Here is a 25313-nt window from a genome sequence, read left to right on the forward strand (position 1 = left end):
TATTACATCTCACTTAGATACTTTTGCAGAAAATTAAAAATAGATTCTTCATCATGAAACCAAGCGAAACAAGAAAGAAGTGCCCTTATGTTGAGCGTGACATCAGTTGGATGTATTTCAACCAACGTATCTTACTCGAAGCTGCCCGCCCGGAAGTTCCTTTACTGGAACGGCTGACTTTTCTTGGCATCTATTCGAACAATCTTGACGAGTTCTTCCGCGTCCGTGTCGCTACCTTAAACCGGATTATAGAGTATGACGACAAGAATATACAGAAAGAACAGGAAATCGCTGCGCACACACTGAAACAGATAGGTAAACTGCACAACCGTTACTATGAACAGTTTGAAGAAACGTTCGCTTCTATCATGGAAGAACTGAAAAAAGAGAATATCTACGTTATCAAAGAAACGGAAATGAACGATGAGCAGAAAGCGTTCATCACTTCTTTCTATCGTAATAAGCTGAACGGTTCCACCAACCCTCTTTTCCTTAACGGTCCCCGACAGCTGGACGACCAGACAGATGAAGATATTTACCTGGCTATCCGCTTGCTCCGCAAAGATGAAGCAGGAAAAATAAAAGAGAAGGATTACGCGGTTATCCAACTGCCCGTTGGGGAATTCGGACGCTTCATCCAACTACCCGAATCGGAAGGAAAGACCTATCTAATGTTTCTTGATGATGTTATCCGTTACTGCCTGCCAATGATTTTTGTCGGAATGAAATATACGGATTATGAAGCATATACCTTCAAATTTACCAAAGACGCTGAAATGGAAATAGACAGTGATTTGCGGACCGGCGTACTTCAGAAAATCTCCAAAGGAGTGAAAAGCCGCAAGAAAGGCGAACCTCTCCGTTTTGTATATGACGAGCAAATCCCCAGGGACTTGCTAAAAAGACTGACCGACCGGCTGAATATAGACAAGAACGACACCCGCGTAGCCGGCGGACGTTATCATAATTTCAAAGACCTGATGAAATTTCCTGTCTGCGGACACAGTCATCTGAAATATCCAGTTTGGGAACCGATTTTCAAACCCGAACTAAATGGTACAGAAAGCCTGCTGACCCTGATTCGCCAGAAAGACCGTTCACTACATTATCCTTATCATAGTTTTGATACGTTCATCCGCGTACTGCGCGAAGCTGCTATCAGCAAAGAAGTGAAAAGCATCAAGATGACGCTTTACCGACTAGCTAAAGACTCCAAAGTGGTTAAAGCATTGATTTGCGCAGCAAAGAACGGTAAGAAAGTGACGGTAGTCATCGAACTACTGGCACGTTTTGACGAAGCCTCAAATATCAACTGGAGTAAAAGGATGCAGGATGCAGGAATCCGTGTAATCTTCGGGGTGGAAGGGCTGAAGATTCACTCCAAACTGGTGCACATCGGGACAAGACATGGAGATATTGTCTGTATCAGTACAGGCAACTTCCACGAAGGAAATGCACGTATGTATACCGACTATACCATTATGACAGCTCACCGTCCCATTGTCCGGGAAGTAAATGCAGTATTTGACTTTATCGAGAAGCCATACACTCCCGTCAATTTCAAAGAGTTGCTCGTTTCTCCCAATGATATGCGTAAACGGTTGATTGCCCTTATCAATAAGGAGATAAAGAACAAGGAACAAGGAAAAGACGCCTATATCCTTGCCAAAGTAAATCACATAACAGACCGCGCACTTATCGAAAAGCTATACGAAGCCTCAGCAGCAGGAGTCAAGATAGAACTAGTTGTACGCGGCAACTGTTCTTTAGTACCGGGCGTTCCGGGTGTCAGTGAAAATATACATATCAATGGAATTATCGACCGTTATCTTGAACACTCACGTATTTTCATTTTCGCTAATGCCGGAGAAGAAAGGTATTATATCGGTTCAGCAGATTGGATGCCACGCAATCTGGACAACCGCATCGAAGTACTGGCTCCTGTTTATGACAAAGAGATACAGGCGGATTTAAAACGGATTGTTTGTTACGGGTTTCAAGATACAGCCAAAGGACGCATAGTAGACGGAATGGGAACCAACCGGATATGGAATTTTCCGTTTACTCCCCCGCTTAGTGAAGAAATGGCATCGCTTTTCCGTTCACAAGAAAAATTATATAACGAATACAAGAACACATGATGATAAATATGAAGAAAGTTAATTATGCAGCAATCGACATCGGTTCCAATGCCGTACGACTACTGATAAAATGCGTAAACGAAGAAAATGCGCCCGAACTTATGAGTAAGGTGCAACTCATCCGTATCCCGTTACGGCTAGGAGAAGACGCTTTCACAGCAGGTATTATTTCAGCAGAAAAAGAAAAGAAACTGATCCGGCTGATGAAAGCTTACAAGCAGTTAATGAAAATATATGATGTAGTGGATTATCGCGCCTGTGCCACGTCCGCTATGCGTGATGTCCGGAACGGTAAAGCTATCGTCCGGCAAATAGCCAAGAAAACGGGTATTCGTGTAGATATTATCGACGGACAGGAAGAAGCGCATATCGTATATGACAATCATATCGAGCAACTGTTTGCTTCCGGACAGAATTATCTATATGTAGATGTTGGCGGCGGTAGTACGGAAATCAATCTTATCAGTAACGGAGAACTGAAAAACTCCCGTTCATATAATATAGGTACAGTCCGTATGCTTAGCGGCATGGTGAAAGAGGAGGAAAAAGAAGCGTTGCGTACTGACCTGATTGGTATTGCCACAGAATATGCGCCTGTCAGCATTATCGGTTCGGGGGGAAATATCAACAAACTCTTCCGTCTCGCGGATAAAAAGGATAAAAAGGCTTCTCTCCTACCAGTTGAGTCACTACGTGAGATTTATTTAGCATTACAGGTACTTCCCGCCGAACAGCGCATCAAACAATACAAGCTAAAACCGGATCGGGCAGATGTAATTGTTCCGGCAGCAGAGATATTTCTTGAGGTGGCGACTTATGTAAAAGCTACCGGTATTATTGTACCTACTATCGGATTGTCCGATGGTATCATTGATAGTCTGTACACACAGAATATGAATGTACCACCTGTTTCGCATAATTCTACTTCTCTAAGTTAAAGAATTTATGCCTCAGTTTGCAACAATTTATTCGTCTGACAGCTGTCTTCTTTTCATCTGACAGTTGTTAGACGAAAAGACAACAGTTGTCAAACGAATGTTCAACAACTGTCAGACGAATAAAATCATGCAAAACAAATACTACTACCTTACAATCAAAACATTAATTCGTAGCAAAAACCACCGGAAAACAAAAACTTCTCCGGCGGTTGACTTATATTTAAAAGAAAAGGTTAGTATTCTATCACTTTATCACTACTTGAAGGCATATTATACCAATCGGTATTAGTACTCTGGTCATGTGCCCAGTCCGCAAACTTAGCATACGCCTCTGTTATCACAGTTCTTTCTGTCGGATATGCGAATTTATCAGGAACGCAAAGAGCCCATGTATTATTGACTACCTTGATAACCTCAAGCACGTTATTATCTGCCAACTGACCATTCGCCGTTGCCGAATTAAATTGATTCAAATGAATCTCCGTTCTCTTTTCACCAGTACCCTGATATGCTATAAAGAAGTCTAAACAGTTTGTTACACTGGGAATGGATACGGCATTTTTAAGTTTGATTATCACTTCAAGAGTATATATATCTGTTAGAGATGTACTTGCATTTCCAGTATTCAGCATAGGACGTTGTGTTCCGGTATATCCATATACAGAATGTGCATCTCCAAACAAAGGAATGACAAGTTCACTGCCAGTCGTCTCATAAGATGCATCTTCAAATATACGGGAAGCAGACAAAGAACCGTCACGTTGAGCGGCGCCGGCTCCAAAGTCAACCGTTTCCACATTACTTTTATTTATTCCCAGTATTCTTAATCCGGCACCTAATTGCTTCATGGCACCCACAGCCTGAAGGTCAACCACGTATTTCAATTCTTTCACTTCATTACCGGCAACGGGTAAAGTCACGTTCAATACAATATCATTGAAATCATAATCGCCTGCTTTGGGATAATTATCTTCGAAAGCATAGGAATAAACGGCTTTCCGAATCTCCACGTCATCGGGGGTATCATCAGAACCATATCCTTCTTTTATACACCCATCTTCATCAGCAGGAAGCAAAAAATCTGCTTTTCCCGGATTGCAATAAGTGGCGGAATTCTGTAAGCCTTTATATACTAACCAGTCGAAAGGAGTCCACAGTGATTGCTCTTTTTCATTAGAAGAGGTCTGATCTGTTATCTCACAAATAATGTTATTCGTGACTTTCGAATTTGATTCAATGAGCCCTGAAATATTAGCAATCGTATGAATTCTCAACAAAGCCGTTCCCGTTGTGGGACCGACTACATGCCTATATAGACTAGCTTTACCTGTACAGGTCAGTATTGATTGTGCCTCCATCACAATATCATTGTTATTTCCGTTATAACCCAACTCCCCACAAATAGCTTCAGAAGTATGCCCCATTACAAGTGTACCGAACTGAAACATTCCTGCCACATTCATATAACAGCCGTTCTTAACATTGGTATTGTTATTACCATTAATACTACCAGCCTCAATAACACCGTGATTTATCAGTGTTGTACCGCTTGTAGATGCATTGTAAGAATTCAATTTAAGCGTTCCATAATTCATGAAATCAACCCCACTTCCACCGCCATCAATATTTAAACGGGAACAATCAATCATACCAGCATTATAATTACTAAACCCGGCAGAACTATTTGTTATTGAAATATCTCCCTCACCTATAATACTACCACCCGGCATTACAGTTATATAAGAAGCCCGAGTCAATATCAAACTGGCATTTCTAGTTATTTCTATTTTTCCTCCATTTTCAACTATTACCTCCGTTATATCACTGAATTGATTTTCGTTTTCAATCACCCATGTACTTCCTTCAGGAACAATCACTTTCACGGCATTAGCTCCACCCCAAGTTCCTCCTGTAGTAAATCTTGCCCTAAAGCCCCCTTCCTGAATCTTAAACCAACGTTCCTTTTCCTTGAAAACAGGAAGATTATAGGCAGAATACTGGTCAAATCCAGAGCCAAGATCCCAGCCGGACTTAATAATAGTAGCATAGGCCTTTTTATTACTAATATACTCATCTGTATAAGGAGCTGCCATAGCAGGTATATCTGTTATAGTTCTCGTGATAGAACAAGTAGTACTACCTTCTTTATTTCCGAAACAGGCCTTCACCTCTTCATTTTCAATAGCGATCGGTTGCACAAGATAATGTCCTTTTCTGTCTACACGCGCGACAAATACTCTATCGAGTGCAGTAGCACAATCCATTACAACATTAAAAGATGTACTTCTATTTGCAACACCTTCTGCTAAAAGTTTGGCATTACTTTCCGGACTTAAAGGATTCGCATCAAATATCCGTATCGGATAATCCTCTCCTAAATCTCCATTAACCGTCACGTGTGCAGTTACACTACGGGACATAGTCCAGTCTCCGTCAGGATCGATATTCTTTACCGGAAAAGTTTCTTCATAAATCTGTCTCAGTTGTTCTGCATCAAACAGATTTTTCTCATTATCCACACAACTGATAAAAACGGCAGAAGTTGCCAATAAAGAAAAGGTTAATACTTTTGCAATGTTTTGTTTCATAATCCCTTAATGCTTTAGTTCGTTTTATTTATGCGCAAAAACATCCACAACCCTCTCAATCATCGGTCATGGACGGTGCAAAGATAACTGTATTTGCAGATATTAAATAAAAAAAGGCTGCATTTTTCAATACAGCCTTCCTGTTTTTTTCTTTTTCAATCAAAAAGGGAAGATCAAAGGCAAAACAAATATCATCACAATTCCCATGATAATCTGTAACGGTAATCCTACTTTCACATAATCCATAAAAGTATATTGTCCGGCAGGCATTACCAATGCATTAGGCGGCGTAGAGAATGGAGAAGCAAAACACATACTTGCCCCCACTGTCACAGCAAACAGGAAAGGAATCGGGCTAACCCCGATTTGTATAGCACTTTGCAAAGCAATAGGTGCCAGCAGTACCGCAGTAGCCGTATTACTGATAAACATAGTCATCAATGAAGTAGTAAAATAGATACCCGCCATCAGAGTCAATGGTCCATAGGAACCCAATCCGCTCACCAATGTATTGGATATATACTCCGACGCTCCTGTTTTCTCCAATGCCAACGACATAGGCAACATTGCTGCAATGAGTACAATACTTTCCCAATTTATCGTTTTGTATGCGGCCTCTACATTACGGAAACACCCTGTCAGTACCATTAATATACCCGCAATCATAACAGCCGTAACCGGAGCAACCGGGATAAAATCAAATACCATCATTACCACCATTAACACCATGATAGCAGCAGCCACCGGAGCTTTATAGTCTAAAGTTACTTTAGCAGCTTCGGCTAAAGGCTGACCTAATACCACCCAATCAGAGTCTTCCTTACTAAGACGGGCGATATTTCCCCAAGTGCCTTGTACCAAAAGCACGTCGCCACTATGAATATGCTCATTTCCCAAATCCTGTAACAGATATTCCTTTTTACGACGGATACCTAAAACGTTCACATTATATTTATCACGGAATCCGGCTTCTTTAATTGTCTGGTTTACCAAATTAGACGCAGGCATCAATACTATTTCAGCAATACCTATATCATAAAAATCAAGAGAACTAGTTGTATTTTTCGTTTCCTCGGTAGCATGGTCACCTAATATATCGAGCAGATAATCTTCAGCAAACAGTTGTACTTTCTCAAAATCTCCTGTCACATACAGAATATCTTCTACTTGCAAAACCGTATCCGGTGCCGCAAATTTCTGCGTGATAGTTTTCAGGAAACGATGTTGCGATGCATCCCCACGACGGACTTCCATTATATTCAATCCATATTTGCGTCGTATATCCAAATCAATAATCGTTTTTCCCAAGAGTCGGGAATCCCCTATCACCTGCAAACGAAACAGGTTACTGGAAAGCCCGTATTCATTGACCAACTGCTTTAACGATTTTCCTGAACGGTTACTGTCATTCTTCTGTCCTTTTTTAGACAGAAACCATTTACTAAGCGGCATCAATACCAATGTACCGACAATCACACAAACAATGCCAACAGGCAGAAAAGAGAAGAAAGAAAGCGGTTCGAGTCCTGCCGAAGTTAATGTGTTCTGTATCACAAGGTTCGGCGGAGTACCAATCAATGTCATCATGCCTCCCATACTACTTGCAAATGCCAACGGCATCAGCAAGCGGCTCGGATTCATCCCGGCACTCATCGCCAGACTAACCACAATAGGAAGCATTAACGCTACTGTTCCGGTATTGCTGACAAATGCACCGATAGCTGAAGTCACCAACATCACCAATAGAAACAGACGAATTTCACTCGTTCCCGCAAGTTTAAGAATACGCGAACTTATCATCTTTGCCAACCCTGTTTGAAAAATAGCACCTCCTACCACAAACAGTCCGATCATCATAATAACTACCGAATTGGAGAAACCCGAAAGGGCTTCATCAGGAGTTAATATCTGAAAGACAAGTAAAGCAACCAGCGCACATAACGCCACAATATCCGAACGGATTTTACCATTTACAAAAAAGATAGCCGAAAGAACGAGAATAATAATGGTTATCAACATAAGTAATAAAATAAAATGAATGTTTTATTTCGATGATATCAAAAACTTGAGTGAACAAATATAGATATTTCTTCCCCCTTATAGAAAACAAATTAAAATTATTTTTGGTTTAAATGACGTCATTTTAATATCAAACAAGATATTCCCGTATTGCTTTGGGGTGCCAATACACGATACGATTGAACAATAAAAAACTGCCCTGTATACTTTTCTGATAAAAATCACAAGGCAGTTATTATTTCTTATAGGAAAAGAAGTTATAGTGCAGTTTCCAATATCTTACGAGCCACAGCACCTGTCACATTTCCATTTTCTCCATATTTTACTCCTCGCTCATTGAAGCGGCGTTCAATTTCAAGAATCGTCTCCTGGCCGATGTTTTCTTCGTGCAGGCGTGTAGTCAACCCCAATGAACGGAAGAATTGTTCCGTACAGCGGATTGCCTCATCTATCCGTTCCTCTTTTGTACCCGAAGTTATTCCCCATACGCGCTCACCATATTGCACAAGTTTATCTCCTTTGGCTTCCCGAAGCACTTGCAATGTAGCGGGAAGTACAATCGCCAGCGTATGTCCGTGTGTCAACCCGTGCAATGCAGTGATTTCATGTCCTATCATGTGAGTTGCCCAGTCCTGCGATACTCCCATAGCTATAAATCCATTCAATGCCATTGTAGCCGAAAGCATAAAGTCAGCCATAAGTTGATAATCATGCTGGTTCTCACGGATTTTCGGAGCTATTTCTATAAGAGTTTGCAGGAGTCCTTCTGCCCAACGGTCCATGACACGGCTTTGTCTGGGAGTAGTCATATACTGTTCCATGACATGTACAAATGTGTCCGCCAATCCACAAGCCACTTGATGAGGAGGTAAAGTAAATGTTACTTCCGGATCAAGAATAGAGAATAACGGATAGTTGGAATAAAAAGGATATTTTTCTTTGGTTTCACGACGTGAGATCACTGCTCCATTGTTCATTTCCGAACCGGTAGCGGGAAGCGTCAACACAGTGGAAAGAGGTACAGTGTGGGTAGCGGGACATCCGGCAAGCACCAAGTCCCAAGCATCACCGTCATACAATAACCCGGCAGAGATTAATTTTGTACCGTCAATCACGGAACCACCACCAACAGCTAATAAATAATCTACCTTCTCTTCTTTTCCCAAAGCAATCGCTTTGCGGAGAGTTTCGATAGCAGGATTGGGTTCAATCCCCCAAAATTCAACGGTATAATGATTCTTCAGTGCTTCCTTCACCTGATCGTATACCCCGTTTTTCTTTACACTTCCACCGCCAAAAGTAATCATGATACGTTTGTCGGACGGAATTTCTTTCGCCAATCGGGCAATCATCCCGCGCCCCATTATCAGTTTGACGGGATTTTGAAAGATAAAATTTTCCATATCTTGTCTATTGTTATTATTTCGGTTATTATTCACTTTTCATGTTTCATGCAAATATACACGAATTATCTGAAACCTTGTCGGAATCAGGCTATGAATTGCTGCGTAAGAGAAGGAACCATAGCCGACAACCAAGGTTTCATATCTTCTGCTACCAACAACCAATAAAGTAATAATATAACGAAAATGGCAATAGCGATACCTACTAATACTTTTCTCTGTTTCATAATTGTTTTCTGTTTAAATATTCAGTATTTATAAGAACAGATCAGGGGGAAAATTGTTCTATATCAGAAAAATGAAGGGGAAAATGAAAAAAAGTCATTTTTTGTTTGTTGTTTCAAACAAAGTGTCTATATTTGCTCCCATTAAATAACAAATGACAATGAGAACTATATTAGTAAATACATATTGGTGGTGGCGTCCGTTACAACTCCGACAGTCGTAAGGGAGCAGCGCTCGTATGTATATACCTCATTAAAGATATAACAGATTTGAAAGAGCCCTGTCGCAACTTGCGGCAGGGCTTTTTTATTTGCCCGTTTCTAAACATCGAAAAAAATAACATATAAAAATAGATAGGATTATGAAAAGTTTTTTAGTTGACCAGGATGGCTATTACGGAGAGTTCGGCGGTGCTTATGTACCGGAAATTCTCCACAAATGTGTAGAGGAACTGAAGAATAAGTACCTCGAAGTACTTGAGAGTGAGGAATTCAAGAAAGAATTCGAACAGTTGTTACGTGATTACGTAGGACGTCCTTCCCCACTCTATCCGGCAAGGCGCCTTTCGAAAAAATATGGTTGCAAATTATATCTGAAACGGGAAGACTTGAACCATACAGGTGCCCATAAAATCAACAACACTATCGGACAGATTCTATTGGCACGCCGCATGGGAAAAAAGCGCATCATCGCCGAAACCGGCGCCGGCCAACATGGAGTGGCTACCGCTACCGTATGTGCACTAATGAATATGGAATGTATCGTATACATGGGAAAAACGGATGTGGAACGCCAGCACATCAACGTTGAGAAAATGAAAATGCTGGGAGCTACCGTAACCCCTGTCACCTCCGGGAACATGACACTGAAAGACGCTACCAACGAAGCTATCCGCGACTGGTGCTGTCATCCCGCCGACACTTATTATATCATCGGTTCTACTGTAGGACCTCATCCTTACCCGGATATGGTGGCACGTCTGCAATCCGTTATCAGTGAAGAAATCAAAAAGCAACTTCAAGAAAAAGAGGGACGCGATTACCCCGACTACCTGATAGCCTGTGTAGGAGGAGGAAGTAATGCTGCCGGAACTATTTATCATTATATCAACGATGAGCGGGTAGGTATCGTCCTGGCAGAAGCCGGAGGCAAGGGAATAGAAACCGGAATGACCGCAGCTACCATTCAACTTGGCAAAATGGGAATTATCCACGGAGCACGTACTTACGTTATCCAAAACGAAGACGGACAAATTGAGGAACCTTATTCGATTTCTGCCGGACTCGATTATCCGGGAATCGGACCGATACACGCGAATCTTGCCGCACAAAGACGCGCCAACGTTCTGGCAATAAACGATGACGAAGCCATAGAAGCTGCTTATGAACTGACTAAGTTTGAAGGAATTATCCCCGCACTGGAATCAGCTCATGCGCTTGGCGCTTTAAAAAAGTTGAAATTCAAACCGGAAGATGTAGTCGTATTAACTGTATCCGGACGTGGCGACAAGGATATAGAGACTTATTTATCCTTTAACGAAGAAAAACAGGACAATTAGTTCACAGTAATTTGTAACTTGTAATTTGTAATCAAAATGAAAACATTCAATTATACTACCCACAGTAAACAGGTGTTGGGAGATATGCATACTCCGGTCAGCATTTATCTGAAAGTGCGTGATATGTATCCGCAATCTGCATTAATGGAGAGTTCCGATTATCACGCCGGAGAAAATTCACTGTCATTCATCGCCCTTTGTCCACTGGCAAATATCGGTATGAACAGTGGTATAGTCACAGCCAACTATCCGGACAATAGCCGCACGGAAGAACCGCTGACGAAAACATTCACCGTAGAAAAGGCAATGAACCGATTCATCAATCAATTCCAAGTGACCGGAGAAAATAAGAATGTATGCGGACTTTATGGATACACGACTTTCAATGCCGTGAAATACTTCGAACATATTCCCGTTAAAGAGAGCCACGATGAACAGAATGATGCACCGGACTTATTATATATATTATACAAATACATAATTGTCTTCAATCATTTCAAAAATGAATTGACACTCGTAGAGATGTTGGCCGAAGGGGAAGAAAGCGGCCTGCCGGAACTGGAAGCAGCTATTGAAAACCGGAATTATGCTTCTTACAATTTTTCTGTGACAGGTCCCGTTACCAGCCCTATCACAGATGAAGAACACAAAGCCAACGTCCGCAAAGGTATTGCGCACTGTATGCGTGGCGATGTATTCCAGATCGTTCTTTCCCGGAGGTTCATTCAGCCTTACACCGGAGATGATTTCAAAGTATATCGGGCACTCCGCAGCATTAACCCTTCCCCTTATCTTTTCTATTTCGATTTCGGAGGATATCGAATCTTCGGTTCTTCACCGGAAACACACTGCAAGATTGAAAGCAACCATGCTTATATCGATCCGATTGCCGGAACAACACGCCGGAGTGGCGATATCGTGAAAGACCGTGAACTGGCAGAAGCATTACTGGCTGACCCCAAAGAAAATGCGGAGCACGTTATGCTGGTAGACCTTGCCAGAAACGACTTGTCACGTAATTGTCATGATGTACGGGTACTTTTCTATAAAGAGCCACAATATTACAGTCATGTCATCCACTTGGTTAGCCGTGTCAGTGGTGAATTGAACGAGGATGCGGACAAGATAAAAACTTTTATTGATACGTTCCCTGCCGGCACTTTGAGCGGCGCGCCCAAAGTACGTGCCATGCAGTTAATTAGTGAAATAGAACCTCACAATCGCGGAGCTTACGGTGGTTGTATCGGTTTTATCGGATTAAACGGTGAATTGAATCAAGCCATAACTATCCGTACCTTCGTCAGTCGCAACAATGAATTGTGGTTTCAGGCAGGAGGTGGTATTGTGGCACGGAGTCAGGATGAATACGAATTGCAAGAAGTCAACAATAAGTTGGGAGCACTGAAAAAGGCGATTGATTTAGCCGTTCAATTAAAGAACTAAGCAGAAAAAATAAAGTAACCTGTTTAAGCAACAATTTTACAATAATCATAAAATGAAAATATTACTTTTAGATAATTACGACTCTTTCACCTACAACTTATTGCACGCAGTGAAAGAATTAGGTGCTACGGACATAGAAGTAGTCCGCAACGATCAAATAGGACTTGATAATGTGGAACGATTCGATAAAATCATCTTGTCTCCCGGGCCGGGTATCCCGGAAGAAGCAGGTTTATTGTTGCCTATTATCAAAAAGTATGCAGCCACGAAAAGTATTTTAGGTGTCTGTCTGGGACATCAGGCTATCGGCGAGGCTTTCGGTGCACGACTGGAGAATCTGAAAGAGGTATATCACGGTGTACAGACCCCGGTCAGTATCCTACGACAAGATGTATTATTCGAAGGGCTGGGAAAAGAAATTCCCGTAGGACGTTATCACTCTTGGGTGGTCAGCCGGGAGGATTTTCCTGACTGTCTGGAAATAACGGCAGAAAGCCGGGAAGGACAAATCATGGCATTGCGCCATAGGACCTATGATGTGCACGGGATACAATTCCACCCCGAATCAGTATTAACTCCGCAAGGAAAAGAAATTATCAAGAACTTCTTAAACGATTAAATTTATGAAACAGATTCTATACAAGCTTTTCGAGCATCAATATCTGGGACGTGATGAAGCCCGTACTATCTTACAAAATATCGCACAAGGAAAATATAACGATGTACAGGTGGCCTCACTCATCACTGTCTTTCTAATGCGCAATATCTCAGTCGAAGAATTATGCGGCTTCCGCGACGCATTGTTGGAAATGCGCGTTCCGGTTGATTTAAGCGAATTTGCGCCGATAGATATTGTAGGAACCGGTGGTGACGGGAAAAACACGTTCAATATTTCCACAGCATCTTGCTTCACGGTAGCCGGAGCAGGTTTCCCGGTCGTGAAACATGGTAATTACGGAGCAACATCTGTTAGTGGCGCCAGTAACGTAATGGAACAACATGGTGTAAAGTTCACCGACGATATAGATCAGTTGCGCCGCAGCATGGAACAATGTAACATTGCTTATCTGCACGCTCCGTTGTTTAATCCGGCATTAAAAGCGGTCGCTCCGGTTCGCAAAGGACTTGCCGTGCGTACCTTTTTTAATATGCTCGGCCCGTTAGTAAATCCAGTATTACCGGCTTATCAACTTTTGGGAGTTTACAATCTTCCGTTATTACGCCTCTATACTTATACTTATCAGGAAAGTAAAACCAAATTTGCCGTTGTTCATAGCTTGGACGGATATGATGAAATTTCTCTGACGAATGAATTTAAGGTAGCAACGAGTGACAACGAAAAGATTTATACTCCCGAAAGCCTCGGATTCTCCCGTTATAGGGACATTGATCTGGACGGCGGTCAGACACCGAAAGAGGCTGCCAAAATTTTCGATAATATCATGAATAATACAGCAACTGAAGCTCAAAAAAATGTAGTAGTAGTTAATTCGGCTTTTGCCATTCATGTTATTTGTCCGAAAAAGACTATTGAAGAATGTATCACTCTTGCAAAAGAATCACTAGAAAGCGGAAGGGCACTGAATACATTAAAGAAGTTTATTGAACTCAATAATTAAAATATGAAAGATATATTATCCGAAATCATAGCAAATAAACGATTTGAAGTAGATCTGCAAAAACAGGCGATTTCTATCGAGCAGTTGCAGGAAGGAATTAGTGAAATGCCGTCTTCCCGTTCCATGAAACAGGCATTAATTTCCTCGTCTCCGGGAATTATAGCAGAGTTCAAACGTCGTTCTCCGTCCAAAGGCTGGATAAAGCAGGAGGCTCGTCCGGAAGAAATAGCTCCGGCTTATGCGGCTGCGGGGGCCTCTGCGCTCTCTATCCTCACGGATGAGAAGTTTTTCGGAGGGAACTTGAAAGACATTCGCGCTGCACGTCCTTTGGTAGATATTCCGATTCTTAGAAAAGATTTTATCATTGACGAATACCAACTCTATCAAGCTAAAATTGTTGGTGCAGATGCTGTACTTCTCATTGCCGCTGCTTTGAAACCGGAAAAATGCAATGAACTTGTGAAGAAAGCACACGATTTAGGTCTGGAAGTACTACTAGAAATTCACAGTTCCGAGGAGTTAACTTATATTAATGAGAAAATAGATATGGTGGGAATCAACAATCGGAATTTAGGAACATTCTTCACTGATGTAGAAAACTCTTTTCGGCTGGCCGGACAACTTCCCCAAGATGCAGTATTGGTATCCGAAAGCGGAATCTCCGACCCGCAAACTGTAAAACGTCTGCAAACAGCCGGATTCCGGGGATTCCTGATCGGAGAAACATTTATGAGAACTACACAACCGGGAAACACCTTAGGGAATTTCCTGCAAGCTATACAATAAATCAATTATTCAAAACAGAAGATTTATGGTCAACGGAAAAATCATCAAAGTATGCGGTATGCGCGAAGCCGAAAACATACAGGAGATAGAATCGCTCCAAGATATAGATATGCTGGGATTTATCTTCTATCCCAAATCTCCCCGGTATGTCTATGAGCTTCCGGCTTATCTGCCTATCCACACCCACCGTGTCGGTGTTTTTGTGAACGAAGACAAACAGATTGTCAGTATGTATGCTGACCGTTTCGGACTAAACTATGTGCAACTACATGGAAATGAGTCACCGGAATACTGTCGGTCATTGTATTCCATGGGGATAAAAATTATCAAAGCCTTTTCTATATCCCATCCGAAAGATCTGAAAAATGTATATAAGTATGAGAAAGTCTGTGACCTTTTCCTGTTCGATACCAAATGCGAACAATACGGCGGCTCCGGTAACTTGTTCGACTGGAATATTCTGCATACCTATAACGGTCTCCTTCCTTTCCTTCTTAGCGGAGGCATCAACTCTTACAGCGCCAACGCACTAAAGGAGTTCAAACATCCACGTCTCGCCGGTTACGACCTGAACAGCCGTTTTGAATTGGAACCGGGGAAAAAAGATCCGGTACGAATCCTGACATTTTTAAATGAACTAAAATGATAAATTTAATTTTTTAAAGTCATGAACAGAATTAACCAACTCTTCAATAGCAATAAGAAAGATTTACTTTCCATTTATTTTTGTGCAGGTGATCCAACTTTGGACGGTACTGCCGATGTGATCCGTACCCTCGAAAAGCATGGTGTCAGCATGATCGAAGTCGGAATCCCCTTCAGTGACCCAATGGCAGACGGTATTGTCATTCAAAATGCCGCAACTCAAGCATTACGCAATGGAATGTCCCTAAAGGTACTTTTTGAACAATTACGTAACATCCGCCGGGATGTAAAAATCCCATTAGTATTAATGGGCTATTTAAACCCGATTATGCAGTTCGGATTCGAAAATTTCTGTCGCAAATGCGTGGAGTGCGGAATCGACGGTGTTATTATTCCTGACCTTCCCTTCCATGATTACCAGGAACGCTATCGCATCATTGCCGAACGTTACGGCATTAAAGTGATTATGCTTATCACCCCGGAAACCAGCGAAGAACGTGTACGTGAGATTGATGCACATACAGACGGATTCATTTATATGGTTTCATCGGCAGCCACTACCGGAGCTCAACAGGATTTCAATGAACAAAAACGGTTATACTTCAAGAAGATTGAAGATATGCATCTAAAAAACCCATTGATGGTAGGATTCGGAATTTCTAACAAGGCAACTTTCCAGGCTGCCTGCGAACATGCTTCAGGAGCTATTATAGGTAGTCGATTCGTCACCCTGCTCGAAGAAGAAAAAGACCCAGAAAAAGCTATTCTCAAACTGAAAGAAGCACTGAAGTAAGTTTATAGAAGTAATCAGGAGTAAGTAGTTACTACTTTAGCTACTTACCCTGCTTTTCCTTTTAATTCCTAGCATACATCCGCATAAATATTCAATATTATAACATTTTACGCTAAAATACAAACAAATTTATCATTTACTATCCATAATTCGCAATTAATCTATATCTTTGTCAGCGTTTTAACAGTAATTCAACAATTATGAGAGCAGAAACTCCTTCCGTTTTGTTAATTTACACGGGTGGAACTATCGGAATGATAGAAAACCCGGAAACTGGTGCGCTAGAAAACTTTAATTTCGATCATCTGCTCAAGCACGTTCCTGAGCTAAAAAGATTCAACTATCGCATTTCCTCCTATCAATTTAATCCTCCTATCGATTCTTCGGACATGGAGCCTGCTTACTGGGCAAAACTGGTAAAAATCATCAATTACAATTATGATTATTTCGACGGTTTTGTGATTCTTCACGGAACAGATACAATGGCATATACAGCCTCCGCCTTAAGTTTTATGCTTGAGAATCTGAGTAAGCCGGTGATCCTCACCGGCTCCCAACTCCCTATCGGAACTTTGCGTACAGACGGGAAAGAAAATCTCATCACTGCTATTGAAATCGCTGCTGCAAAAAATCCGGATGGCACTGCTATCGTTCCGGAGGTATGCATTTTCTTTGAAAATCATCTGATGCGTGGTAATCGTACCACCAAAATCAATGCAGAAAACTTTAATGCTTTTCGCTCTTTCAATTACCCGCCTTTGGCACGAGTTGGCATACACATTAAATACGAGCCCAACCTCATTCGTAAACCAGACCCTACGAAGCCGTTAAAGCCGCATTACTTATTTGATAACAATGTGGTTATTTTAACCCTTTTCCCTGGTATTCAAGAGAGTATTGTAACTTCACTCCTTCATGTTCCCGGATTAAAAGCTGTGGTAATGAAAACTTTCGGTTCAGGAAATGCACCGCAAAAAGAATGGTTTATCCGTCAATTAAAGGAGGCTACTGAACGAGGCATTATCATTGTCAACATCACCCAATGTGCTTCCGGAGCAGTCGAAATGGGACGTTACGAAACCGGAATGCATCTCTTGGAAGCAGGTGTTATCAGCGGATACGACAGTACCCCTGAATGTGCTATAACAAAACTAATGTTTCTATTAGGACACGGACTGCCCAACAAAGATATACGATACAAAATGAACTCCTGTTTAATAGGAGAAATCACCAAGTCTTAAGACACCCATTCGATTATTATAATCCTTTGATTCTCAAATCTGATATATCTGTAGATTTGAAAATCAAGGGATTTCTTATCATATAAAAAGTCTTCATCGCACCTACTAGAGCTAAAATAGAACCGAAACGGAAATTCAATTGTTTTTCCTACATAAAATAACAGAAAATACAGCCTAAATATAAGACATGCGGCTATTTTTGCATTAGATTTTGGTTACAAACAATCAAGCAATATTAATTATGATGAAAAAAACAATTCATTTCATGCCAATCATTGCAATAGCAATGGGAGGTATCCTGTTTAGTTGTGTTGACTCGGGGAAGGATTTGTATGATCCCTCCTACGAAACGTCCAACCCAATGGGAGACGGTTTTGCTGCTCCTGATGGTTTTGATTGGAGCACAATCAAAACAGAAAATGTCACAGTCGAAGTTAAAGATGAAGAAGGAGGGTTATATTCCTACTTAGTAGAAATATATACAGAAGATCCTCTTACTAATGAAAACGCATCTGTACTGGCTACAAGGACAGCAAATAAAGAGAATAACTTTAAAGCTACAGCTGCTATCACTCTGCTACCTACGCAAAAAGGTATTTATATAAAGCAGACTGATCCCAGAGGACGTGTAGAGGTATATCTGTTTGATGTGCCGGAAGATAATGACAACTTTACCTGTAAACTCTACTATCAAGAATCTGCTGCTCAAAACAGAGTGTTAATGAGCCGTACCGCTACCACAAGAGCTGTTTCACCCGAGAAACCGGTTTATACTTCCATACCAAGTGAAGCAAAAGAAATTACAGAAATGCAAGGAACAACTTTACTGCGTGACGCTTCCTATAAAATTACCTCTGACTATAACGGTACATTCAAATTTGACGGATATGACGGTGAGATTAAAACCAAAGTTTACGTTGATGCAACATGGACAATTCCGACTACATTCCAGTTCCAGAATGGTATTGAAATCATTGTTATGGACAATGCTAAAATAAAAGCATCCGGAGTGATGACTTTTATAAGAAACTCCATGCTGACTGTCATGGATGAAGGAAACGTTGAAGCCGAAAATATATCATTTACTAACGGAGCACCTGCGGCATTAAGAAACTGGGGTAATGTATCAGTTACAAACACTATGACATTACATTCGGGAGCTACACTCTACAACGGAGGTACTATAACAAGCAAGGACATAGCAATTAATTCAAATACCCAAATTATCAACGACAATAAGATTGAACTTGAAGGAGAGTTTAACCTTCCGTCTAATTTCTCATTAGAAAATAACGGAGAGATTTATGGAAAAAAAATGATTGCAAACTCAGATGCTGTTATCACAAACAAAAATATAATCATTTTTGAGACGATCAGTTTCACTAATCCTACCGTCAACAATAGTTGCAGTATGGAAGCCACTATTTCCTTCTACGCAAACGGAATTAAGTTAAACTTAACCCAAGGATATATCAAGGCACCTAAAATGGAGTTCCAAAACGGAGTTGTTAACTTGAATAACGGCTCTATGCTGGAAGCAACTACAAGACTGGATATACCTCCTGGTTATGCTACGTTCTATGGAAAAGGTGAAAACACCTCTATGATAAAATCTCCCATTATAGCCGGTCAAGGATTTACTTATGACGGCAATTTGGCTATTGAATCAGATAATCATGTAGAGAAAAGTCCACATTGGACTAATTTTCATGTACAGAACGGCGCATATATTACAAAAATAGGAGAATCCAAAGTAACTATCGAAGTTTGTACAGGAACAAAGAACGAAGGAAATAAGGGAGAAGAACCAGAGGAACCTAAATTCCCGATCATAGTGGATGATACACATAATTATGCATATTTATTTGAAGATCAATGGCCATTATATGGAGACTATGATATGAATGATTTAGTCATGATTATCAAAGAAAGAACGATTTCTCTCAATAAGAATAATAAAGTGGAAGAATTCAAATTAAGCATCGATTTAGCCGCTACCGGAGCTACTAAAAGTATTGGAGCTGCTATCATGTTGGACGGTGTTCCTGCCAGCGCAATTATGCAACCTGTTGAATTTAGTGACAACTCTCTTATCAAAAGCTTCAACCTGAACAGTAATAAGATTGAGAACGGACAAGATTATGCAGTTATTCCGTTATTCGACGATGCGCACAAAGCATTGGGAAGAGATCGGTATGAACAAATTAACACCTTTGCCAATCATTCAAACAATACGAATGTTAAGAACATCAGTTTCACCATAAAACTCAGCAATCTGATTTCTCCGGATGAATTAAACATCAACAAACTGAATGTTTTCATTTTTGTGGAAGGAAATAGAAATAATCGTAAAGAAATTCATGTTATCGGCTATCAACCAACCAAACTAGCTAATACTGATTTATTTGGAGGAAATAATGATAATAGTTCTGTTTCCGGTAAGAAATATTACATCAGTAAAGACAATCTGGCATGGGGAATCATGGTCCCTACTGACTTCAAGTGGGCTTTAGAATATGTAAATATAAAAACTGTTTATTCCTTGTTTACAGATTGGGTAACTAGCGGTGGTGTTAAGAATCAGGAATGGTGGAAAACATTCGATTCATCTAAAGTGTACAAATAACAACCAAATATTTATTGATAACACGGATTTCATCAATATGAAATCCGTGTTTTTCTATTAGAACATCGCACTGAGAAATTTATTAGATAAAATAAATATATATCACGAATTTTACTTGTCAATATTGAGAGATTATTCTAAAATAATATCTATATTTGCAAACTGTCATAAATAATCTGTGACAGTAAGCTAATCTATAAATCAATAACAAAGCAAGCGATAGAAAGGTCTATTCGTATGAAGAAAAAAATATTACTAGTCGATGATAAAGCGACTATTGGAAAAGTTGCCGGTATATACCTAGGTAAGGATTATGATTTTACCTATTTGGAAGATCCCATTAAAGCAATAGAATGGCTGAATGAAGGTAACGTACCTGATCTTATCATTTCAGACATCCGTATGCCGTTAATGACAGGTGACGAATTTCTAAGATATATGAAAAATAACGAGTTATTCAAGTCAATACCTATCGTTATGTTATCTAGTGAAGAAAGTACAACCGAAAGAATCAGATTGCTGGAAGAAGGAGCGGAAGATTATATTTTAAAGCCATTCAATCCACTAGAACTCAAAATTCGAATCAAAAAGATTATCGATTAACACCAGATCCTCTATATGCAATATTTTGTTTACATAGGCAAAGATAGCAAGACTATAAACCTATTCTCTAAACTTAGCATAGGGGTATTTTATGCAGCATCTAATTGTAATCAAGCAATTAAGGTACTAGACAAGATACGGGAAAAATACGATACAGCTCTGTTTTTCGAACAGATAAATCTATCCCAAGATATTGCAAATATTCATTATATGCGCAAAAAGTATCCGGGACTTTATATGGTACTCGTCATTGATTCTTTATCTAAAGAAGAAGCTCCAGAATATCTCAAAGCCGGTATAAATAATACCATTAAATACGAAACGAATCCGGAATCCTTGCAGGCTCTGTCAACCTTCCTGAAACATAGAAAAGATCAAAAGATACAGGCACTTCAACTCAAGACGCAAAACTTGAATGCTTTCCGCCTACCTTTATGGAAAAGAGCTTTTGATATCGTCTTTTCAGGAATGGCATTGTTATGTCTTTCCCCACTTCTCATACTCACAGCACTGGCTATCCGCCTAGAAAGCAAAGGTCCTATTATTTACAAATCCAAACGTGTAGGAAGCAATTATCTGATTTTTGATTTTCTCAAATTTCGGTCCATGTATACCGATGCCGACAAACATTTGAAGGATTTCAATACGCTCAACCAGTATCAGCAAGAGGAAGAACAAGAAGAAGATATTTGGGGAGAAGAGCAAGAGACCGAAGAAATTCAAAAAGTGGACGAAGAAGAAATTCTCCTGATATCTGATGATTTCGTTATTTCCGAAGAAGATTATATTCACAAAAAATCGAAAGAGAAAAGTAATGCTTTTGTCAAGTTGGAAAATGATCCTAGAATAACGAAGATAGGGCGCTTCATTCGTAAATATAGTATTGACGAATTACCACAGCTTATTAATATCTTAAAAGGAGATATGTCCATAGTAGGTAATCGCCCTCTCCCACTCTACGAAGCCGAATTACTAACTAGTGATGAACATATCGACCGCTTTATGGGACCGGCAGGACTTACCGGGCTATGGCAAGTAGAAAAAAGAGGTGAAGCCGGCAAGTTATCTGCGGAAGAACGCAAACAGTTGGATATCAAGTATGCAAAGACATTCTCTTTCTGGTTGGACATCAAAATTATTCTGAAAACAGTTACTGCATTTATTCAAAAAGAGAACGTATAACCTTTTACAGACGATGAGCACCTACATTTACATAATAGATGACCTAGTATTCTTCTTCGTGGGGATTGTTATTCTATACCTCTTTGTATTGGCAGTTGCATCGCACTTCAAGCGCATTGTCTATCCAAAAGCTGAAAAGAAATACCATTGTGCTATCCTCGTTCCGGAAGAAAGTCCGCTTCCCGTAATCTATCGTGAAAAATTTTACGAATTCTTCACATACAATGATTTGCATCAAGGAATCAATACTCTTGACAGAGAACACTATCAACTGGTCCTTATCTTATCAGACACAGCCATTTCTCTGTCTCCACTCTTTCTGGAGAAAATCTACAATGCGTATGATGCCGGAATACAAGCCATTCAATTACACACAGTTATTGAAAATCGCAAAGGTTTCTGTAATCGTTTCCGTGCTATATGCAAAGAAATAAAGAACAGCCTTTTCAGAGCTGGAAATACACAATTCGGACTGTCGTCTAACTTATCCGGAACCAATATAGCTATCGACTTGGAATGGTTGCAAAACAATCTGAGAAGCTCTAAAACCAATATCGAACGGAAGTTATTTCGGAAGAATGTATATATTGACTACCTTCCGGATGCTATTGTATACTGTCAATCAAGTCCGGTTCACCCATATAGGAGACGCCTCCGAAAAACAGCCTCTTATTTCTTCCCTTCGCTTTTGGAAGGGAACTGGAATTTCTGTAACCGAATAGTACAGCATCTGATACCTTCTCCGCTAAAAATGTGTATCTTCGTCAGTGTATGGACATTGCTGATTACAGGATATAACTGGGCATTATCTATCGGCTGGTGGCTTATACTCTTCGGCCTACTAGTTACTTATAGTCTGGCTATTCCGGATTATTTGGTGGAAGACAAAAAGAAAAAACATTCAATATGGAGAAAAAGACATTTAAGCAACGAATTAAAGAAAAACCCAGTTTAAAGCAAGCAGTGTATCGGCTTATTATGCATCCTGTCAAAACTCGTCCAAACTGGTGGATACGCCTCTTTGATTTCATCTACCTGAAACGCGGAAAAGGCTCTGTGATCTATCGGAGTGTACGCAAAGATCTTCCTCCTTTCAACCATTTCTTTTTAGGAAAATATTCTGTGGTTGAAGATTTCTCCTGCCTTAATAATGCAGTTGGTGATTTGACTATCGGAGATTATACCCGTGTCGGATTAAGAAATACGATTATAGGTCCGGTCAATATCGGCAATCACGTTAATCTAGCCCAAAATGTGACCGTAACAGGACTCAATCATAATTATCAGGATGTGAAAAAGATGATCGACGAACAAGGGGTCAACACACAGCCCGTTGTTATTGAAGATGACGTATGGGTAGGCGCTAACTCAGTTATTCTTCCAGGAGTGACTTTAGGGAAGCACTGTGTAGTAGCTGCCGGAAGCGTAGTCAGCCATTCCGTACCTTCCTATTCTATATGTGCCGGATGTCCTGCAAAAGTTATCAAAACCTATGATTTTGAAACAAAAGAATGGAAAAAGGTGGAAAAAACAGTATCCGGTAATTATAAATAGTGAGAATAGCTACGCAATATACCTCATAAAGGTGATTGTGACACCCACTGAAACGCTTTATCTTTGCAGTATCAGAATTGAATTAATTAGTCATAATTTTATTACGTAGCCACATTTAAGTAAAAATGAAATAGAGTCCCGCCGAAGCGATTTCGTCGGGATTTTGTTTTTGCTTTAAGCACAGATTACACAGACTTTAGGTTTTATTAATCAGGAGACATAACTCCGTTAATCTGTTCCTAAAATAAAAAAACGAGCTAATTCCTTCTATGGAACCACTCGTCTCGCATCAGAAAAGCCTTTGGGGCTTTTCTTTTCATTACCTCTTTTTTCCTGAAAACTAATCTTCTTTTTACCTAAAAACGTATTACCTATCGTTGTCCTTTTACCTTCTATTAAAACTTTTCCTATTGAACTAAAACTATTAATACCTTAAATTGTCAAATCTAATACCTTTAACCTTTTTCTTTTACCTTATAAACTAACAGTTTCTCAACTGCACTGCAAAGGTACGAAATATTTTCGTGTACGCAAACGGTTTTGTGTTTTATAACACTTTCAGTAGTTACAAATCTTTCACATCACTAAGCGTAACCAGCTTATTTACAATAGCATAGATAGTCAGGCCAGCTGCACTGTGTATTTGCAATTTTTTGCTAATATTCCTCCGGTGAGTAATCACTGTATGAATCGATAAAAACAATTTTTCCGCAATTTCTTTATTAGTCATACCTTTTACCACACAGATCACAATCTCTTTCTCCCGTTGGCTAAGTGCGTCCTGACTATCCACTTCATCCTCTTCCGAAGACATATCCAACAAACCGGCAATTTTCTTGGAAAGAGTTTCCAGATCATCGAATATGGAGATCGACTCGTCATACTTACTTAGCAATGAAGCATCCACAAAAGAAGTGACCAATGCTATCAAACGTATCTTTTTGCCAGATACTTCTTCCCGGAACTTATTTACGTCAAAATAATCGCCAAAAGTCGGATTTACAATCAACATTTCAGGGCATTGTGTCCGCAAGCAATCATGCAAAGCCTCAGCAGAAAGTAACTCTATTGGCTGCACCTTTGCATTAGGAAGACGTTTCAATGCCGCAGTCAGTCCTCCACGAATAATCACAGAAGTTTCTGCAATGGCTATTCGAATAACTTCGTTATTTTTCATTTTCTCTTATCCTCCTTTCCAACTTCAGAATGGCAGGAACAAAAATATAATCTTCAACCTTGCAATGGGATTCCAATCCCGCCTCACAAGCATAGATATCAAAAAGGGCTGCATTCAGCAAATTTTCGTTCGCCTTGGCAGGGCAATATTTAATTATGATATTTTTCAGTTCTGTCAACTTCTCCCCTACTTGATCATGATGCTTAGAGAACGTACTGATCTGGTAGTTTTTAGGAGCATCCCCTTTAATCAGTAAATCCACATACTTAAACACTGTTTTTTCTTCATAATCCATGTGCTTGCGCACCTCCTTTGTATATTCATCGAAGAATTTGAGAATAAGAAAAGCGACATCATCCTGAGAACAGTCTATCGCTTCAATCAGTTTACGACGAATAGCGGGAAGGGAGAAATCAAGAAAATAAATATGCGCCTGACGCAGATAATCTATCAATCCTGGAATGGAAATTTCTCCGTCATCTCCATCCAACCGGGAAAAACCTTCAGCTATAAAGTTGACAACAATAAGAAAAGTCCGACAGTCTACTCCGTTAAGTTCACAAACTTCTTTGACCGTTTTATCACCAAATCCCAACGAAAGTCCGAAACGGCTCATCACTTGCAACAAAGAATAGTTATCACTGATAAGATCAATCATCTTATCGGTTGGTTTATATTTCTGTAAATTATCCATTTATGCCTATTTATATTTAGATACTGCAAAGAAACGGAATATTTCACGGAAATACAATCACCATTTATAGGTATTTCA

At 40.1% G+C, this 25313-nt stretch carries 21 protein-coding genes; 15 read left to right on the plus strand and 6 right to left on the minus strand.

From position 1 onward, the window contains the following. Nucleotides 1-53 precede the first annotated feature (53 nt). A complete protein-coding gene (locus CGC64_RS14340) occupies nt 54-2141 on the plus strand; it encodes an RNA degradosome polyphosphate kinase (RefSeq protein WP_005675672.1) in 2088 nt (695 codons plus the stop codon). Continuing rightward, the gene (locus tag CGC64_RS14345; RefSeq protein ID WP_032855018.1) at nt 2141-3079 is read left to right on the plus strand and encodes a Ppx/GppA phosphatase family protein; all 939 of its coding nucleotides are present in this window, start codon (nt 2141-2143) and stop codon (nt 3077-3079) included. The genes CGC64_RS14340 and CGC64_RS14345 overlap by 1 nt, the downstream gene beginning before the upstream one ends. Before the next feature lie 233 nt (nt 3080-3312). Here the strand turns inward: CGC64_RS14345 and CGC64_RS14350 are convergent, their stop codons facing one another. The 4 genes from CGC64_RS14350 to CGC64_RS18990 form a co-directional block, all read right to left on the minus strand. After that, the gene (locus CGC64_RS14350; protein WP_005675670.1) at nt 3313-5667 is read right to left on the minus strand and encodes an LruC domain-containing protein; all 2355 of its coding nucleotides are present in this window, start codon (nt 5665-5667) and stop codon (nt 3313-3315) included. 159 nt (nt 5668-5826) lie between these two features. Continuing rightward, nucleotides 5827-7686 (minus strand): SLC13 family permease, encoded by a 1860-nt coding sequence (locus tag CGC64_RS14355; protein WP_005675668.1) that lies wholly within the window; start codon nt 7684-7686, stop codon nt 5827-5829. Nucleotides 7687-7943: 257 nt separating this feature from the next. Beyond that, nucleotides 7944-9089 (minus strand): iron-containing alcohol dehydrogenase, encoded by a 1146-nt coding sequence (locus CGC64_RS14360; protein ID WP_005675665.1) that lies wholly within the window; start codon nt 9087-9089, stop codon nt 7944-7946. Between the two features lie 86 nt (nt 9090-9175). Beyond that, nucleotides 9176-9316, minus strand: coding sequence for a hypothetical protein (locus tag CGC64_RS18990; protein WP_005675664.1), 141 nt, complete (start codon nt 9314-9316; stop codon nt 9176-9178). A 359-nt stretch (nt 9317-9675) separates the two neighbouring features. On the opposite strand from CGC64_RS18990, the gene trpB reads away from it, so the two are divergent. The 13 genes from trpB (at nt 9676) to CGC64_RS14430 (ending at nt 23364) form a co-directional block, all read left to right on the plus strand. Then, nucleotides 9676-10872 (plus strand): tryptophan synthase subunit beta, encoded by a 1197-nt coding sequence (gene trpB, locus CGC64_RS14370; protein ID WP_005675663.1) that lies wholly within the window; start codon nt 9676-9678, stop codon nt 10870-10872. Between the two features lie 36 nt (nt 10873-10908). After that, a complete protein-coding gene (locus tag CGC64_RS14375) occupies nt 10909-12315 on the plus strand; it encodes an anthranilate synthase component I family protein (protein ID WP_005675662.1) in 1407 nt (468 codons plus the stop codon). Between the two features lie 52 nt (nt 12316-12367). Continuing rightward, the gene (locus CGC64_RS14380) at nt 12368-12934 is read left to right on the plus strand and encodes an anthranilate synthase component II (protein ID WP_005675661.1); all 567 of its coding nucleotides are present in this window, start codon (nt 12368-12370) and stop codon (nt 12932-12934) included. Between the two features lie 4 nt (nt 12935-12938). Next, nucleotides 12939-13934, plus strand: a complete 996-nt coding sequence (trpD, locus tag CGC64_RS14385; RefSeq protein ID WP_005675660.1) for an anthranilate phosphoribosyltransferase — start codon at nt 12939-12941, stop codon at nt 13932-13934. Nucleotides 13935-13937: 3 nt separating this feature from the next. Further along, a complete protein-coding gene (gene trpC, locus CGC64_RS14390; protein WP_005675659.1) occupies nt 13938-14720 on the plus strand; it encodes an indole-3-glycerol phosphate synthase TrpC in 783 nt (260 codons plus the stop codon). Nucleotides 14721-14745: 25 nt separating this feature from the next. Continuing rightward, on the plus strand, nt 14746-15366 hold the full coding sequence (locus tag CGC64_RS14395) for a phosphoribosylanthranilate isomerase (RefSeq protein WP_005675657.1): 621 nt from the start codon (nt 14746-14748) through the stop codon (nt 15364-15366). Between the two features lie 21 nt (nt 15367-15387). After that, nucleotides 15388-16158, plus strand: coding sequence for a tryptophan synthase subunit alpha (trpA, locus tag CGC64_RS14400; protein ID WP_005675656.1), 771 nt, complete (start codon nt 15388-15390; stop codon nt 16156-16158). 200 nt (nt 16159-16358) lie between these two features. Continuing rightward, nucleotides 16359-17399, plus strand: coding sequence for an asparaginase (locus CGC64_RS14405; RefSeq protein ID WP_005675655.1), 1041 nt, complete (start codon nt 16359-16361; stop codon nt 17397-17399). Between the two features lie 241 nt (nt 17400-17640). Continuing rightward, nucleotides 17641-20025, plus strand: coding sequence for an LruC domain-containing protein (locus CGC64_RS14410; RefSeq protein WP_005675654.1), 2385 nt, complete (start codon nt 17641-17643; stop codon nt 20023-20025). Between the two features lie 237 nt (nt 20026-20262). Continuing rightward, nucleotides 20263-20628 carry a response regulator gene (locus tag CGC64_RS14415; RefSeq protein ID WP_005675653.1) on the plus strand — a complete coding sequence of 122 codons (366 nt, stop codon included), beginning with the start codon at nt 20263-20265 and terminating at the stop codon, nt 20626-20628. Nucleotides 20629-20643: 15 nt separating this feature from the next. After that, nucleotides 20644-21810, plus strand: a complete 1167-nt coding sequence (locus CGC64_RS14420; RefSeq protein WP_005675652.1) for a sugar transferase — start codon at nt 20644-20646, stop codon at nt 21808-21810. A 13-nt stretch (nt 21811-21823) separates the two neighbouring features. Further along, nucleotides 21824-22765, plus strand: a complete 942-nt coding sequence (locus CGC64_RS14425) for a glycosyltransferase family 2 protein (protein WP_005675651.1) — start codon at nt 21824-21826, stop codon at nt 22763-22765. Then, complete coding sequence (locus tag CGC64_RS14430; RefSeq protein ID WP_005675650.1) at nt 22717-23364, plus strand: acyltransferase; 648 nt, start codon at nt 22717-22719, stop codon at nt 23362-23364. The genes CGC64_RS14425 and CGC64_RS14430 overlap by 49 nt, the downstream gene beginning before the upstream one ends. Nucleotides 23365-23929: 565 nt before the next feature. On the opposite strand, the gene CGC64_RS14435 is transcribed toward CGC64_RS14430, so the two are convergent. Together CGC64_RS14435 and CGC64_RS14440 are read right to left on the minus strand one after the other, a co-directional pair. Continuing rightward, complete coding sequence (locus tag CGC64_RS14435; protein WP_005675649.1) at nt 23930-24541, minus strand: response regulator transcription factor; 612 nt, start codon at nt 24539-24541, stop codon at nt 23930-23932. Next, nucleotides 24531-25235 (minus strand): hemerythrin domain-containing protein, encoded by a 705-nt coding sequence (locus CGC64_RS14440; protein WP_005675647.1) that lies wholly within the window; start codon nt 25233-25235, stop codon nt 24531-24533. Before CGC64_RS14440 ends, CGC64_RS14435 begins: the two co-directional genes overlap by 11 nt. Between the last annotated feature and the right edge of the window lie 78 nt (nt 25236-25313).

This window comes from Bacteroides caccae, assembly GCF_002222615.2.
Taxonomy (GTDB): Bacteria; Bacteroidota; Bacteroidia; order Bacteroidales; family Bacteroidaceae; genus Bacteroides; species Bacteroides caccae.

Bases quoted from the DNA above. Each gene is read 5' to 3' on its own strand.
- CGC64_RS14340 (WP_005675672.1), top strand. From the start codon at position 54: ATGAAACCAAGCGAAACAAGAAAGAAGTGCCCTTATGTTGAGCGTGAC.
- CGC64_RS14345 (WP_032855018.1), top strand. From the start codon at position 2,141: ATGATAAATATGAAGAAAGTTAATTATGCAGCAATCGACATCGGTTCC.
- CGC64_RS14350 (WP_005675670.1), bottom strand. From the start codon at position 5,667: ATGAAACAAAACATTGCAAAAGTATTAACCTTTTCTTTATTGGCAACT.
- CGC64_RS14355 (WP_005675668.1), bottom strand. From the start codon at position 7,686: ATGTTGATAACCATTATTATTCTCGTTCTTTCGGCTATCTTTTTTGTA.
- CGC64_RS14360 (WP_005675665.1), bottom strand. From the start codon at position 9,089: ATGGAAAATTTTATCTTTCAAAATCCCGTCAAACTGATAATGGGGCGC.
- CGC64_RS18990 (WP_005675664.1), bottom strand. From the start codon at position 9,316: ATGAAACAGAGAAAAGTATTAGTAGGTATCGCTATTGCCATTTTCGTT.
- trpB (WP_005675663.1), top strand. From the start codon at position 9,676: ATGAAAAGTTTTTTAGTTGACCAGGATGGCTATTACGGAGAGTTCGGC.
- CGC64_RS14375 (WP_005675662.1), top strand. From the start codon at position 10,909: ATGAAAACATTCAATTATACTACCCACAGTAAACAGGTGTTGGGAGAT.
- CGC64_RS14380 (WP_005675661.1), top strand. From the start codon at position 12,368: ATGAAAATATTACTTTTAGATAATTACGACTCTTTCACCTACAACTTA.
- trpD (WP_005675660.1), top strand. From the start codon at position 12,939: ATGAAACAGATTCTATACAAGCTTTTCGAGCATCAATATCTGGGACGT.
- trpC (WP_005675659.1), top strand. From the start codon at position 13,938: ATGAAAGATATATTATCCGAAATCATAGCAAATAAACGATTTGAAGTA.
- CGC64_RS14395 (WP_005675657.1), top strand. From the start codon at position 14,746: ATGGTCAACGGAAAAATCATCAAAGTATGCGGTATGCGCGAAGCCGAA.
- trpA (WP_005675656.1), top strand. From the start codon at position 15,388: ATGAACAGAATTAACCAACTCTTCAATAGCAATAAGAAAGATTTACTT.
- CGC64_RS14405 (WP_005675655.1), top strand. From the start codon at position 16,359: ATGAGAGCAGAAACTCCTTCCGTTTTGTTAATTTACACGGGTGGAACT.
- CGC64_RS14410 (WP_005675654.1), top strand. From the start codon at position 17,641: ATGATGAAAAAAACAATTCATTTCATGCCAATCATTGCAATAGCAATG.
- CGC64_RS14415 (WP_005675653.1), top strand. From the start codon at position 20,263: ATGAAGAAAAAAATATTACTAGTCGATGATAAAGCGACTATTGGAAAA.
- CGC64_RS14420 (WP_005675652.1), top strand. From the start codon at position 20,644: ATGCAATATTTTGTTTACATAGGCAAAGATAGCAAGACTATAAACCTA.
- CGC64_RS14425 (WP_005675651.1), top strand. From the start codon at position 21,824: ATGAGCACCTACATTTACATAATAGATGACCTAGTATTCTTCTTCGTG.
- CGC64_RS14430 (WP_005675650.1), top strand. From the start codon at position 22,717: ATGGAGAAAAAGACATTTAAGCAACGAATTAAAGAAAAACCCAGTTTA.
- CGC64_RS14435 (WP_005675649.1), bottom strand. From the start codon at position 24,541: ATGAAAAATAACGAAGTTATTCGAATAGCCATTGCAGAAACTTCTGTG.
- CGC64_RS14440 (WP_005675647.1), bottom strand. From the start codon at position 25,235: ATGGATAATTTACAGAAATATAAACCAACCGATAAGATGATTGATCTT.